The sequence below is a fragment of the Acinetobacter sp. L-24 genome (assembly GCF_056857555.1).
In genome coordinates this window covers 106,706-121,630 of the sequence record NZ_JBSXNI010000037.1, presented here as the reverse complement: position 1 = coordinate 121,630, position 14,925 = coordinate 106,706, and the positions used below count along the sequence as shown (strand labels likewise).

The window sequence follows — 14,925 nt, the reverse complement described above, 5'->3', positions numbered from 1 at the left end:
ATTAAAGCAATTTAGAGGAATAGCTACTCGATATGACAAGCTCAAAAGAAATTATCAAAGTTCTGTTGCTTTAGCCTGTATATTTTTATGGCTACCTTTATAGGGTTAATTATGAACAGTAAATGTCAACAGACCCTAATATATTAAGCCTAAAAAAACGGCCGAAGCCGTTTTAATTAAAAATCGGATATTGAGCTTAGAAACGCATCCCAATCCCGGCATAGGCCAGAATCGGATTGACTTCGATATCGGCTTTAGAGCGAATCAGTTCACCTAGATTTGCATCTGTCACTGTAATTGTCGTGTCATTTTTTAGATGTGCATAAGAGACTGAACCGACTGCAAACCAGGTTTCATTAAAGTCATAGCTAAAGCCGACCGTGGCCACAGGCGCGAAAGCATCGGATGCTTCCAGATCAACTTTCGGGTTGGCTGAACTTGGCGTGCCATCCAGAGAAGCACCAGCTTTTCCTTCCTTGATATTGGCAATCATATGTCCGGCAGCAATCAGGTCTTGCTCGGTACGTGAGTTAATTTCCAGTTCATTGAAATAGGCATACATGACACCTAAGCCGACATAAGGCCGGAATTTATTGACCCCGGTTTTACCAAAGTGATACTGGAATTCAAAGGCAGGTGTCCATGCGCGGGCAGAAGCCGCCGGCCCATAAGCTTCCAGATCAGTAATGAGAATATCATTTTTCAATTCAATGCCAGGTAAATCAATTCCACCTGGAATTTGTGGAATTAAATCAAGACTTGGAGTCGCAAGCGCAGAAAAAGGCGCGTAGATTTTACCACTGCCTTGCAAGTCTACTTTAGGTGGAATGCCGGCTTTCATTTCAAAAGAAATATTATCGGTAAAATAGTAATTGGTCATAATGCCTAAGGTGGTGACATCATCCGCTTCCAGGCCAGTACCAGGATTATTCCAGCTTTCCAGTCCATAAATTTCAGCTCGCCCACTGAGCGCTGCAGGCAGTGTTTCTGTACCAAGTCGATCCAGAATATTAACAAAAACAGAGGAAAGGTTTGGATCCATGTCTGGATCAAGATTATTTTTCACAGAGTCAATTGAGATATCACCTACTTGTGATGTTTCACCTTCTTTGACAGCAGTATTCACTTTAAAGGGCTGGGCCTTGCCTTGCGGCATCACATGCAATGCACCGACCGATACCGAAAAGCGCTTAAAGCCATCTCCATCTTGCAAGCTAAAATAAGGGGAATCTGCATGCGCGACCATAGGTAAAGTGGCTAGGCCTGCCATACATGCCAGCAATGTTTTCATTGATTTGGAACTCCATGTCCAGTTTGTTTATTCGTTTTTCTAGTTAACTAATTATGTGAATTGCCTTAAAAAATTCAGTTATAGAACAACAGGTCAAAAGTTAAGCGATGGTTAATATTGGTAACCGATGTATATTTTTTGTTTATCTCTCTTGAGTTTTAAGAAATGAGTAGTATGTAAAAATCATTATTTTTATCTGACTAGCTTAAGTATAAAAGTGAAGGAAATTTGCTCTTGAGAGCGTTAAAATTTCAATTGAATGAATTTTTATCATGGAATATCTAGAGGAGAGTTTAGGTAAATTTTAGGCTGTATTACTTCAAGCATTTACCATCATGGGATGATTTTTTATTTTTCCAAAACAAGAGCATATGAATTTATCCAAGATCCTGCTACCCAGTCGACTGAGTTTTTTTGTACAATAGCTACATATATTATTGAGTGAATCACATGAGCACCCAAACTCCTCCCAAAAAAAAGCCCCTGGTTAATTTACCTTTCCCGATCAAGCAAGCAGAGCAAAATGCTGCAGAAGAAGTTCTGGAAGATTTAAGACCAAGACCGCAGCGTTATGCTGACCGTACCTGGATGCCACCACGTGGTACGCGCCGTTCAATGGGCAAACGCTAATTGATCAGACTCGAAAAGCTATGATAAATCATGGCTTTTTTTGTGGAAGTTTTTAGGGAGTTGGTGAGCAATATTTGATTTATTTTTCGAGCAAATAGAAAATGGTGCTCTAATTTATCCAAATCTCTTTCAATTTTATTCTTAATAAAGCAAACGAAATATTTAAGCTCTCTAAATGCCAATCAAAATAAAATCCAGGCCTAATTGATTTCATATTCGATATTTTAGCCGCCCAGAAAAAAGCCAATTTAAACATTGGCTTTTTTTGAAAGATATTTTGATAGCACTAACGAATGCTTTTACGCGCTTTATTTTCCGGTTTCGGTGGCGCAATTTCTCGCTCACCTTGCCAGACATCGATAAAATCTTTCTCGTTAATATTATAAAGTTCTAGTAGTGCTAAAATCACGCCTCCAAACAACATGGCACCTTCTGAATGGCTCTGAAAATCGACCAGCTTGGTATTTAGGTTGTGCAGGATATCTTCAATTTCAAAGACACGTTCCCGCCCATTGCTGTCGGTCGGATAGATCTGGGTATTTAAAATAATTCTCGCCAGACTTTTTTCATTTTCGGTCAAAGGCAGTTCTTCAATCAATTCATCGCTGGCCGGAGTTAAAATGACTGAATCGCGAAATATGGTATGTAAGAAATTTGCGCTTAATTTTGGCAGCGGCTTTTCGACAAAAGGACGGAAAGATTGTGGGAAAATTACATTGCGTGAGATGCCTTTAAACATCGGTGCAATTTCCTCGACTTTATAACCTGCGATCCCACAGCCCAAGGAAGTAATAAAATATTTATTTTTAGGATGATTTTTGGTGTAAATCTTAAAGTCATCAATATAGTGTTGAATTTGTGAGAGCGGCATTTGTTGTAAATGCTCGTTCATTGTTGGAATAGCATAGCTCTGACCCGCCCAGCCACGACCCACGCCCATGACTGCACCAAAATGCTCAAGTGCCGTTCTGGCAGCTCCACCACCATGCTGTCCAGCCAAGTTACTGCCAAAAACAAAAACCGTATTTTCCGGAAGGGATTTAACAATACTTTCATCGTGATAGTGGTAAGTCATAATTGTCTATTCTAGGCCGTCCTGATCTTCATGTTGCCCGTGAAATGAATAGGGGTCAAGGCAAAATTGTGCCGGACTAGCCAAACAGATAGGTCAATATTCCACCCATGATCCAAAACAGGATGCCGAGTACGCCCAAATAAAGCTGCTGGCTGAAAATGCTTGGTTTTTTCTGTATTTATTCCCTTTGTAACTGTATATTTTATTGATGATTTTTCAAACTAGAGAGTGAGTCAAGCGCTAACAAATAATGAATGCTAATATTGTTTTATTTTACCAAACAGAAACCTAAGCAGGGATTGAGTAATTCCAATTTACCCTCATAATAAATCAAATCTATATCCGCAGCGAAGTCAGCGAAAGCTATGAGTGATAAAAAACCCTTTGAATTAGTGACCAGTTATCAACCAGCAGGCGATCAGCCACAGGCCATTAAAAAACTTGTCAAAGGCATTGAACAGGGTTTTCATGATCAGCTTTTACTGGGGGTTACTGGGTCTGGTAAAACCTATACTATGGCCAATGTCATTGCACAGACACAGCGTCCGACCATTGTCATGGCACATAACAAAACTTTGGCTGCACAGCTCTACGGCGAATTTAAAGCATTTTTCCCCAATAATGCCGTCGAATATTTTGTCAGTTATTATGATTATTATCAGCCGGAAGCCTATGTGCCATCTTCAGATACTTTTATCGAGAAAGATGCTGCAATTAATGACCATATTGACCAGATGCGCCTTTCTGCAACCCGTTCACTCCTAGAGCGACGTGATGCGATTATTGTCGCATCGGTATCTGCGATTTATGGTTTGGGTGATCCAAATGCCTATATGAGCATGTTGCTGCATGTGGTGGAGGGTGACCGCATTGGCCGTGATGATATTATTCGCCGTCTGGTTGAAATGCAGTATTCGCGTAACGAACTGGAATTTCTGCGTGGTACTTATCGTATTCGCGGTGAAATTATTGATATTTTTCCGGCTGAATCGGATCAGGATGCCATCCGGATTGAACTGTTTGATGATGAAGTTGACTCCATTCGCTGGTTTGATCCGCTGACCGGGAAAATGGTTCGTAAAGTACCTCGCGTGACCATTTATCCTAAAAGCCACTATGTGACGCCTAAAGACAATTTATCCCGTGCGATTGAAACCATCCGAGACGAACTTAAAGAGCGTCTGGTGTTCTTCCGGGAAAATGACAAACTGTTGGAAGCCCAGCGGATTGAACAGCGGACACGCTATGATCTGGAAATGATGCAGCAATTAGGTTATACCAACGGCATTGAAAATTACTCACGTCATTTATCTGGACGCCCTGCGGGTGAAGCGCCGCCGACCTTGTTCGATTATATTCCGGATGATGCCTTGCTGATTATTGATGAATCGCATGTGACGGTGCCGCAGATTGGTGCCATGTACAAGGGTGACCGTTCGCGTAAGGAAAATCTGGTCAATTACGGATTCCGTTTGCCAAGCGCGCTGGATAACCGGCCGATGAAATTTGAGGAATGGGAACGGATTGTGCCGACGACTGTTTATGTCAGCGCAACGCCCGCACGTTACGAGCTGGAAAAATCCCAACAGATTGTCGAGCAGGTGGTACGTCCAACTGGTCTGATTGATCCAGAAATTGAAATTCGTCCAGTTTTGACGCAGGTCGATGATGTGCTTTCTGAAATTAATTTGCGTAAAGATATTAATGAGCGGGTACTGGTCACAACCTTGACCAAGCGCATGGCCGAAGATTTAACTTCTTATTTGAAAGAATACGGGATTAAGGTCGCTTATTTACACTCCGATATCGATACCGTCGAACGTGTCAAAATCATTCATGAACTGCGTACTGGGGTGCATGATGTACTGGTTGGGATTAACCTGCTGCGAGAAGGGCTGGATATGCCGGAAGTGTCACTGGTCGCCATTCTGGATGCGGATAAAGAAGGTTTCCTGCGTTCCGAGCGCTCTCTCATTCAGACCATTGGCCGCGCTGCACGTAACTTGAAAGGTAAGGCGATTCTGTATGCAGACCGAATCACTGATTCGATGCAGAAAGCCATTGATGAGACAGACCGTCGTCGTGCCAAGCAGATTCAGTTTAATGAAGAACATGGCATTACCCCGCGCAGTGCAGTGCGTCAGGTGATCAAGGAAATTGATACCGGTGAAGTATTGGATGATGATTCAATTGAATTGAAAGCCTCGGATCAGGCACGTGCGATCAGTGCGGATGAGCGGCATATCATGGCAGATCCAAAAATGTTTGCGAAACACATTAACAAGCTTGAAAAGGAAATGCTGAAAGCTTCCAAAGAGCTTCAGTTTGAGCAGGCTGCGCGTATGCGTGATGAAATTGTGCGTTTAAAAGCTCAGATGTTTGATTGAGTGGTTTAGCATGTAATTATATTTAAATTACGTAAAATCAATCACAAAGCAAACACAATGTAACAAATTAAGGGCTGTGATAAAGCTATTGTATGAACAGAATTTTTTAAATAAATATTTTGTGAACATGCAATAGGTATCTTTATGACAACTCAAAAATCTTCACGTACCGGATTAAAGCTGGCAAAAATTGCGGTGGGTAGCGCGGTTCTTCTCGGTTTAGGCGCCGCTACTATGGCTTATGCGAAAGACGAGCCATTACCGACCATTGAGAAAGTTGAACTGGACCGTTATTTGGGCACCTGGTACGAAGTGGCACGCAAACCTTTATATTTTCAAAACAAGTGTGATCGTGATGTCACAGCGACTTATACTTTAAATGAAAATGGCAATATTGTGGTGGATAACCGCTGCATTAAAAAAGATGGTGGACAAACCCAGTCATTGGGTGAGGCATTTGTGCAAAATCCACCGCAGAATACCAAGCTAAAAGTCAGTTTCCTGCCAGACTTTATTCGCTGGATTCCGGTCGCTCGTGGCGATTATTGGGTCTTAAAACTGGATGAAAATTATCAAACTGTTCTGGTCGGTGAGCCAAAACGTAAATATATGTGGATACTCTCACGTGATCCGCAATTGGATAAAAATGTGGTGAATGAATATTTACAATATGCACAGTCTGTTGGTTATGACTTGAGCGATGTGATTCATACCAAACAAACTCAAAGATAAAAATATCGTCTTAATGGAAACCATGCTTAGGTATGGTTTTTTTTATTTTACGTGTCGAAAGACAATCTAAAATCTAGAGATAACTACATTTTAAATAGATGAAGCATCAAGCTTTCTATTGTACTAATCGTTATAATGCCGGCGAATGAAAGTAGAGTTTGACTATGTATAAAGGCATCGCGTTATCTGTCTTGGCCTCTGTGGTTTTTGGAGTGCTTTATGTATTTACGCCTTTTTTACAGCCTTTAGATAGTGAACAGACCTTTGCATGGCGCATGCTGGCAACTTTACCATTTCTGACTGCCTTCATGTGGTGGTCGGGTGATCTGAAACATATCGGCAGTATTTTTAAACGGGTGTTACAACAGCCTTCCTTTTTGATCTGGTTGCTGATCAGCTCACTGTTGTGTACCACGCAATTATGGTTGTTTCTATGGGGGCCTATCAATGGACGTGGCCTCGAAGTCTCGCTCGGTTATTTTCTGCTACCTCTGGTGATGGTGCTGGTCGGTTGTGCGCTTTACAAAGAAAAATTGTCATCCTTCCAGATGGTTGCGGTTGCTCTGGCAGTATTGGGGGTAGGGCATGAAATCTGGCGTATCGGTTCAATTGCATGGGAAACGGTTTATGTCGCTTTAGCATATCCACTTTATTTCTTTATGCGGCGTAAATTCGCGACCGATCATCTTGGTGGATTCTGGTGGGATCTATTTCTGATTTTGCCTGTGGCATTTTATTTGGGCTTTATCTATAGCGATTCCATGCCGCTCATGTTGAATCATTCCCACTTGATCCTGGCAGTTCTTGGATTAGGCTTTTTAAGTGCGCTCGGTTTGGGTAGCTATATTTTGGCCAGCCGATATTTGCCCTTTGTCATCTTTGGACTGTTGAGTTATTTGGAGCCGGTACTGCTCGCTTTTGCCTCGATGGCGCTGGGTGAGCGCGTGGAATCAGGTGAGTGGTTGACCTATATTCCAATCTGGCTGGCTGTTTTACTGCTGGTTGTGGAGGGAATCTTGCATTTAAAACAGCAGCAGCTGAAAAAATATGAGCTGGCAAATAAAGCCGCACAGCTAGAAAAAATCAGAAAAAATAATGAATAATGTGGTTTGCATAAGCATTATATTCGTCAGACAATATTGACCTGATTATTTTCAAAATCGTCTACTTTGTTTAAAAGAATGTTTTCTATATTTTAAGGGGATAAACATGTCACAGATTGCGATTCCATATCAGTTACGTGCACGTTTATCACAACTGGAACCAAGTCTGGATTTAAATTGGGAGCGAGAGCTTCGTACTGTTCTGGTAGAAGTTTCACCAGAATTAAAAGAAAGTATTGATTTTCAGATTTTAAAGCCCAAGAAAATTCTTTGGGATCGGGAAATGGATCAATACCGCTATCAGGCTCACCATTCGGTAGAACGTCTCAGCCAAAAATTTCTCAATGACCAGATGCGTTACTATGCCAGTACCTTTGGGTTGTCACTAAAAAGTTTGTAGGGTTTGAATGATAGTTTGCAAATCGCAGACTATCTGGAAAACGTCCTGGAACAAATTGATAAAATTGACGTCAATGAAAATTTTCAGATGCAGCGTGAAAAGCTGGAACTGCGTCGTACATTTTTATTAAATGCTGCTGAAATTTTCGCGGCCTCCGCTTACAGCCGGTTGAAGGGGTGCGTCAGCTTACCGAACAGCACATTAAATACTTTATTATTGAAGTTTTTATCAAGCAGCAATTGTTGGGTTATTGGCATAAGCCGCTGTTAAAAAAACAGACGGCGGAAATGACGCATCCACTTTTCCGTTATTTCCTGATTAAAGAACAGCAGATTCGTCATTTTGATATTGTCCGTACCTCGCAATTTCTATTTATCGTTGCGCCGGTGATGGATGTGCAGCAAAACTCGTATTCGATTCGCCGTTTCCTGATTGAAGAAAAAGGTGCACTTGAAGATCAGGTCTACCTGAATATCCTGATTCTGGACTTGCAGGATGACATGGATGAAGCGGTGGTAGAAACCCTGAAATCACAGATGCAGCGGATGGTGACTTTACAGAGTCAGATTCATTTGGATGTAATCGACATTGTGCATACACTGGAACAGGTGTCTGAACAGAAGTTATTACCTTTACTGGTTGAGCCCATTCACGTTGTAGAGAAAAATGCCGATGTGGTGGCACAACGTCACCTGAAGCAGTTTGAAGAAATTATGACGCGTGAATTGCTTTTGCCGATGCGGGATGCCATTCGTGATCATTTGTCGCATCTTGAAGAGTTTGATTATCTGTATCTGCATGTCCATAAAATATTTACAGAAATTCTGGCCTATTACCGCGATTTCAAGTCCCAGCCGGGTTTCATGTTTAATCAGTACATGCAGAATTTTGAATATAAACTGCTGGCTTTTATCCGTTTACTGGAAAAGCGTAAAGCGGAAACCTTTATTCCTACCCACCGTAATGAATGGCAAGTCATGCATCAGCGTTCACAGCAGGCTGTTCTGGATATTCAAAATACGATTTCTGAAAATGTACAGCAATACCGGGATCTGAAAAAATATATTAATACACTGCAGCGGCAAAAAGTGGATGAAGAGAAAAAATCCGTATTTAAAAAGTTGTGGCGTAAAAATAATTTCGATGAGGCGATTGATACCGCGCTCAATCAATTGCAGCAGTTAAAGCGTAGTATGTTTCTGGAAATTATTCAGGTGCCAAGAACACATGAAAACTGTAGCGTATTTCTGGAATTTGAAAGTTTGCAGCATTTACAGCAGGTTGATCGCCACTATGCTTTTCCCTCTGGGGACAATGGCCTGACCCGTTTACCTTTGCTCATTCATTTGCCCGAAACCTATGATGATTTCGATGTAGAAAACTTCAATGCCTCCATGAGTCTGGACATGAATTTTTCAGCAGGGAGTAGAATCCAGCCTGAACAGGGCGGGACGCTAAATTTTGAAATTTAGATTTGTTTGAATAAACAACATTTAACAAATTTGTGTCAGGTACGAAAAAAATAGTGGTCTTTAGAATTTTCGGATGCAAAATCATTCGGCTAATTACAACTATTTTTGAAATTTATAGTGAATATACGTTAAAAACTACCCGTCTCAACGAGCTTTTGATTCAAACTTGCGGCCAATTCCATTACAATTGTCGGGTTTAGAAATTTATGCTTAGATTTACAATTAATTAGAGGACGTATCTGTGAGCAAAGACACTATTGTTGCCCTCCATGCAGAACACCAAGGTCGCTGGAAAAACCGTGAAGAACTTGCGGAACGTATGATTGCCCTTGTTGGCCAGTTATATCGTGAAAAAAATATTGTAGCTACAGTTTATGGTCGCTCTTTAATTAACCGTTCTGTGATTCAGATTTTGAAAGCACATCGCCGTACTCGTGTACTGGACGTTGAACTTTCTGTAGTTGATACTTTCCCAATTCTTGAAGCATTGGTGAAAGTAGAAAACATCGGTTCTGCTGAAGTTGATCTGGGTAAACTTGCTGTTGAATTTAAAGAAAAAGGCGGCGACATCGATGCATTTGTTGCAGACGCTGTTAAATCGATCGAAGGCAATGCTGCTGCTGTAGAACATAAAGATGTGGTTCTTTATGGTTTCGGTCGTATTGGTCGTATCCTGGCGCGTTTGATGATTGGTCAATCAGGTCTGGGTCGTGGTCTTAGCCTGAAAGCAATCGTTGTTCGTAAATCATCTGATGGTGATTTGGAAAAACGTGCTTCTTTACTGCGTCGTGACTCTATTCACGGTCCATTTGCAGGCACAATTTCTGTAGATGAAGAAAACGAAGCAATCATTGCCAACGGTAACTTCATCAAAGTGATTTATGCTTCTAATCCTTCTGAAGTAGATTACACTGCATACGGTATCAACAATGCACTTGTGATCGACAACACGGGTAAATGGCGTGATGCTGAAGGCCTTGCTCAACACCTTAAATGCCCGGGCGCTGCTCGTGTGATTTTGACTGCACCTGGTAAAGGTGACATGAAGAACGTAGTTTACGGTGTAAACCAAGCGGATATCCTTGATGAAGATACGATCATCTCTGCTGCAAGCTGTACGACTAACGCGATTACACCTACACTGAAAGTATTGCATGACAAATACACAGTGTTGAATGGTCATGTTGAAACAGTTCACTCGTTCACGAACGACCAGAACTTGATCGACAACTACCATAAAGCTGACCGTCGTGGTCGTGCTGCAACATTGAACATGGTCATTACTGAAACTGGTGCAGCGAAAGCAGTAGCGAAAGCGCTTCCAGCTCTTCAAGGTAAATTGACAGGTAACTCTGTACGTGTACCTACACCAAACGTATCTCTTGCGATTCTTAACCTGACTTTAGGTCAAGATGTTGATCGTGATGAAGTGAACGAATACATTCGTCAGATTTCAATCGGTTCTAGCCTGCAAGGTCAAATCGGTTATACCAACTCGACTGAAGTGGTATCTTCTGACTTTATCGGTTCACGCACTGCAGGTGTATTTGACGCGCAAGCAACGATCACTTCAGGCAACCGTTTAACTGCTTATGTTTGGTACGATAACGAAGTGGGTTATAGCTGCCAGGTATTGCGTATTGCTGAACAAATGGGCGGCGTAAGCTATCCAAAAGTTCCTGCTGAAACTAATGCATAATTAGTATTTAGCTAAAAAAGAGCCTCATTTGAGGCTCTTTTTTTATGATTTTTTTATTTAAAGCAGACTTTTTAATCTAATAAGAATCGATAAATCTGCTTGCTGGCGAAATATGAATCTGATAACTTACAAAGAGTAAGTATATTAAAACGAGTAAGTAATAAAAATATTGTGAGAATGTTATGACAAATTATGCAATCAGCCCGTTACTGGGGCAGGTTTTATCAACTGAATGTCCATCACGTGAAATATTGGAACACCTTGCCAATAAATGGTCGGTCTTGGTTTTGCGTTGCCTGAGTGAAGGGGTGCATCGTTTTAGTGAACTGAAACAACACATTGAAGGGGTAAGTGAAAAAATGCTCTCCCAGACTTTAAAAATGCTAGAACAAGATGGTTTTATTTTGAGAACGGTTTATCCGGTGGTGCCGCCAAAAGTGGAATATCAATTGACGATTACTGGCTCACAAGCGGCTGAAAAAATCATGTATTTAATTGGCTGGATTGAAAAAAGTCTGCCAGTTATTTTAGAGCATAAACAAAGTATTATTAAATAGTTTTCATTAAGTGGCAGGAATGCAGTGTTTATGAAAATACAAAATTTGAACTTATCTTGGTGTATATAAAATACAGATTTTAAAAGGTATCCGCATCAGAATATTTTCTTGTGAACACGGCTTTTGAAAAATTTACTCCTCTATAAATTATTTTAAAAATCATTAAGAAATTCACAAAAAGAATTTCCAAAATAGGGGATAGTATTAGGGCAAAAGCGCTTGATTTCCTACCACTTCTTTTCCATCTTTTAAGCATTCTGTTTCTAAATCTATGCCTTAGATAGGTCAAATAGGCTTGGTGAGAAAACGACTAACTAAGATTTATGGGATTGCTGCATAATTCTATTCGAGAAATTCTTTAAAATATGGCAGAATATGGGGTTTTAAAGTTTTTAGAGGATTGGCAATATGCGCTTTGTTGATGAAGCAGTCATTACCGTAGAGGCTGGCGACGGTGGCAATGGCGTAGCCAGTTTTCGCCGTGAAAAATTCGTGCCATTTGGTGGTCCAGATGGTGGTGATGGTGGTCGTGGCGGCAGCATTTATATTCAGGCTGACGACGACACCAGTACGCTAGTTGATTATCGTTATACACGTAAATATCGTGCAGAACGAGCAAAAAATGGCCGTGGGGCGAACTGTGCTGGTCGTGGCGGTGAAGATACCGTATTAAAAGTTCCGGTAGGAACAACAATTGTAGATGTTGAGTCTGGTGACATTATTGGCGACTTGATCGAAGACGGTCAACGCGTGAAAGTTGCAGCAGGCGGTGATGGTGGTTTGGGTAATACCCACTTTAAATCATCGACCAACCGTTCACCACGTAAGTGTACGCATGGTCAAAAAGGCGAATTCCGTGAAATCCGTCTAGAGCTTAAAGTTCTGGCAGATGTCGGCTTGCTGGGTATGCCAAATGCGGGTAAATCAACCTTCATTCGTGCAGTCTCGGCAGCAAAACCAAAAGTTGCAGATTATCCATTTACCACCATGGTGCCAAACCTGGGTGTGGTCGATGCCGATAGTCACCGTTCATTCGTGATGGCGGATATTCCGGGCCTGATCGAAGGCGCATCTGAAGGTGCAGGTCTCGGGATTCGCTTTCTGAAGCATTTGGCGCGTACCCGTATCTTGTTGCATATAGTTGACGTACAACCGATTGATGGCTCAGATCCGGCACATAATGCCAAAGCAATTATGAAAGAGTTAGAAAACTTCTCCCCAACGCTTTCAAAACTGCCGATCGTATTGGTGCTGAACAAAGTCGATCAGTTGGCCGAAGAAACCCGTGAAGAATGGTGTACCCATATTCTTGAAGAATTGCAGTGGGAAGGGCCGGTTTTTGAAACTTCTGGCTTAACGGCTGAAGGCACCAAAGACGTGGTTTACTATCTGATGGATCAGATCGAAGAGCAACGTGAACGCGAAACTGAAGATCCAGAATATGCAGCAGAAATGAAAGCATTCCGTGATCAGCTTGAAGCTGAAACACGAGAACAAACCATCGCTGCAAAAGAAGCGTATCGTGAGATGCGTCGTCAGCAACGTCTTGCCGGTATTCTGGGCGATGATGAAGATGATGAAGATGGCGATGATGATAGTGATGTGGAAGTGTACTACGTACGCTAATCTCTGAGAGAAGAGTCTGAGGACAAGATGATAGAAGTGGTAGATGGGCAGCGTCAGCTCAAGGGTTGTAAACGAATCGTTGTTAAAATCGGATCATCTTTACTCACAGCAAATGGACAAGGTTTAGATTTAGATGCCATCTCGCATTGGGCGGGACAAATCGCAGATCTACACAATGCAGGACACGAGATTATTCTGGTGTCTTCCGGTGCTGTGGCTGAAGGTATGGTGCGAATGAAACTTGAGAATCGACCCACCGATCTACCCAGTCTTCAGGCTTGTGCTGCCATCGGTCAGATGGGTCTGATCCATACTTGGTCAAGCGTACTAGAGAAACACCAGATTCGAACTGCGCAAGTATTGTTAACCCATGATGATCTGGCAGATCGTCGTCGTTATCTCAATTCATGTGATGCTTTGCAGAACCTGATTGACTGGCGTGTGATTCCGGTGATCAATGAAAATGATACTGTTTCGACTGACGAAATTCGCTTTGGTGACAACGACACACTTGCTGCGATGGTTGCGGGTCAGGTGCATGCAGACCTTCTGATTATCTTAACGGATCAGGAAGGTATGTTTGACTCAGACCCGCGGTCTAATCCAGATGCCAAATTGTTCCATACGGTACGTGCGATGGATGAAAGTCTGTTTGATATGGCCGGTGGAGGCGGTAAATTTGGTAGTGGTGGTATGCTGACCAAAGTTCGTGCAGCCCGTCTGGCGGCAAAATCTGGCTGTCCGACCTTAATTGCAAGTGGTGATAGTGATGGTGTTCTATCACGTCTAATGTCTGGCGAATTGTTAGGTACCTTGTTTGTCACTGACAAAGACCGGATGACAGCGCATCAGCAATGGTTGGCAGCACACCTGCAGACTGCAGGTCGTTTAGTGATTGATGATGGTGCAGTAAAAGCCATTAAAGACAATCATCGCAGCTTATTGCCTGTCGGTGTAAAAGCAGTTGAGGGGCACTTCGAACGTGGCGATGTGGTGGAATGTGTTGATCGACAAGGTCATCGCATTGCTGTAGGGCGTGTCAATTTCAGTTCGCGTTCTGCGGAAATCGTTAAAGGTTTGGCATCAGATAAAGTACATCAGGTGTTAGGTGAAGCACGTTCACTAGAAATGATTCATCGCAATCATATGGCGATTTATTAAGTCATTCAGATTCAAATTTAAAGATTCAAAAAATCCCGCTTTCGAGCGGGTTTTTTTATGACATTTTAACTAGATTTATTTGATCCAGCCCATTCGAATTAAAGGCGAAAATAACCAATAATGAATACCCAAAATAAAGTTTATGATTTGATTCTCATATTTCCACCACAGCGGCAAGCCAGCTAAATTTACTATTATTGCCATCAGGAATGCACCCAGCATATCAATCGGAAAATGCACACCGACATAAACACGCGACCATGCCACCAGCCAAGCTGTCCAGATTAGAATTCGTCCCAAGTCTCGCTGCGGTGAAAAATAATAGGCGAAGGCAATCCCACTAAAAATACTCATATGGTTGCTGGGAAAAGAACCAGTCGGTGCATGTTCAATCAGAGTGCGACCAACATCCATCACAAACGGGCGTGGGGTATTGAGTACCGCAGACAATACTTCACTCATGAATAATGTAATAGCTGTAAAGATGAAGGCTTTAATAATCCCTGTTTTTACTTCGTAACTACCACGGAACCAGGCAATAGCAAAAATCAGCAAAAAAAGATAAACCAGGTCATGCGCAATCAGGGAGGCATAGTTGATTATCCAGATCGAGGCTTGGTCGGGTACATTTAAGATATGAAACAGGTAAAGATTCAATTGGTCAAGGGACATGAGCAGAGAAGACTGGAATAAATGTCCGTTACTCTAAACCGGTCAAACCTCAATTCCTACCTGAGTTTGTATGAATTTGTAGCCTCGCTTTTTAAAGAATATTCACATGATAAAGAACCA

13 protein-coding genes and 1 pseudogene are annotated in these 14,925 nt (G+C 41.9%); 11 read left to right on the top strand and 3 right to left on the bottom strand.

Annotated features, from left to right (window positions below):
• Nucleotides 1-122 (top strand): annotated as a pseudogene (locus AC13CK_RS05555) (IS5/IS1182 family transposase); the annotation flags it as partial.
• A 74-nt stretch (nt 123-196) separates the two neighbouring features.
• Here the strand turns inward: AC13CK_RS05555 and AC13CK_RS05550 are convergent.
• Entirely contained in the window at nt 197-1,291 is a 1,095-nt protein-coding gene (locus AC13CK_RS05550) for an OmpW/AlkL family protein (protein ID WP_425877957.1), read from the bottom strand.
• Between the two features lie 450 nt (nt 1,292-1,741).
• Between AC13CK_RS05550 and AC13CK_RS05545 the strand changes: the two genes are divergently transcribed.
• Nucleotides 1,742-1,921 carry a hypothetical protein gene (locus AC13CK_RS05545; protein ID WP_004646507.1) on the top strand — a complete coding sequence of 60 codons (180 nt, stop codon included), beginning with the start codon at nt 1,742-1,744 and terminating at the stop codon, nt 1,919-1,921.
• Between the two features lie 286 nt (nt 1,922-2,207).
• Here AC13CK_RS05545 and AC13CK_RS05540 read toward each other — a convergent pair whose 3' ends face one another.
• Nucleotides 2,208-2,996, bottom strand: coding sequence for an A1S_2505 family phage non-structural protein (locus tag AC13CK_RS05540; protein ID WP_004646509.1), 789 nt, complete (start codon nt 2,994-2,996; stop codon nt 2,208-2,210).
• Between the two features lie 365 nt (nt 2,997-3,361).
• Here AC13CK_RS05540 and uvrB point away from each other — a divergent pair, with 365 nt between their 5' ends.
• The 9 genes from uvrB (at nt 3,362) to proB (ending at nt 14,133) form a co-directional block, all read left to right on the top strand.
• Nucleotides 3,362-5,383 (top strand): excinuclease ABC subunit UvrB, encoded by a 2,022-nt coding sequence (uvrB, locus tag AC13CK_RS05535; RefSeq protein ID WP_425877960.1) that lies wholly within the window; start codon nt 3,362-3,364, stop codon nt 5,381-5,383.
• A 144-nt stretch (nt 5,384-5,527) separates the two neighbouring features.
• Nucleotides 5,528-6,115 (top strand): lipocalin family protein, encoded by a 588-nt coding sequence (locus tag AC13CK_RS05530; RefSeq protein ID WP_044112882.1) that lies wholly within the window; start codon nt 5,528-5,530, stop codon nt 6,113-6,115.
• Between the two features lie 164 nt (nt 6,116-6,279).
• Nucleotides 6,280-7,218, top strand: coding sequence for an EamA family transporter RarD (gene rarD / locus AC13CK_RS05525; protein ID WP_425877962.1), 939 nt, complete (start codon nt 6,280-6,282; stop codon nt 7,216-7,218).
• A gap of 106 nt (nt 7,219-7,324) precedes the next feature.
• A complete protein-coding gene (locus tag AC13CK_RS05520) occupies nt 7,325-7,618 on the top strand; it encodes a hypothetical protein (RefSeq protein WP_482830997.1) in 294 nt (97 codons plus the stop codon).
• Nucleotides 7,619-7,794: 176 nt separating this feature from the next.
• On the top strand, nt 7,795-9,090 hold the full coding sequence (locus tag AC13CK_RS05515; protein WP_425877964.1) for a hypothetical protein: 1,296 nt from the start codon (nt 7,795-7,797) through the stop codon (nt 9,088-9,090).
• Nucleotides 9,091-9,331: 241 nt separating this feature from the next.
• Nucleotides 9,332-10,789 (top strand): glyceraldehyde-3-phosphate dehydrogenase, encoded by a 1,458-nt coding sequence (locus AC13CK_RS05510; RefSeq protein ID WP_004279679.1) that lies wholly within the window; start codon nt 9,332-9,334, stop codon nt 10,787-10,789.
• A gap of 182 nt (nt 10,790-10,971) precedes the next feature.
• Nucleotides 10,972-11,346 (top strand): winged helix-turn-helix transcriptional regulator, encoded by a 375-nt coding sequence (locus tag AC13CK_RS05505; RefSeq protein WP_425877966.1) that lies wholly within the window; start codon nt 10,972-10,974, stop codon nt 11,344-11,346.
• Nucleotides 11,347-11,754: 408 nt separating this feature from the next.
• Nucleotides 11,755-12,972 (top strand): Obg family GTPase CgtA, encoded by a 1,218-nt coding sequence (gene cgtA / locus AC13CK_RS05500; protein WP_005107385.1) that lies wholly within the window; start codon nt 11,755-11,757, stop codon nt 12,970-12,972.
• A 27-nt stretch (nt 12,973-12,999) separates the two neighbouring features.
• Nucleotides 13,000-14,133, top strand: a complete 1,134-nt coding sequence (gene proB, locus AC13CK_RS05495; RefSeq protein ID WP_482830996.1) for a glutamate 5-kinase — start codon at nt 13,000-13,002, stop codon at nt 14,131-14,133.
• A gap of 75 nt (nt 14,134-14,208) precedes the next feature.
• Here proB and AC13CK_RS05490 read toward each other — a convergent pair whose 3' ends face one another.
• On the bottom strand, nt 14,209-14,805 hold the full coding sequence (locus AC13CK_RS05490) for a phosphatase PAP2 family protein (protein ID WP_425877969.1): 597 nt from the start codon (nt 14,803-14,805) through the stop codon (nt 14,209-14,211).
• Between the last annotated feature and the right edge of the window lie 120 nt (nt 14,806-14,925).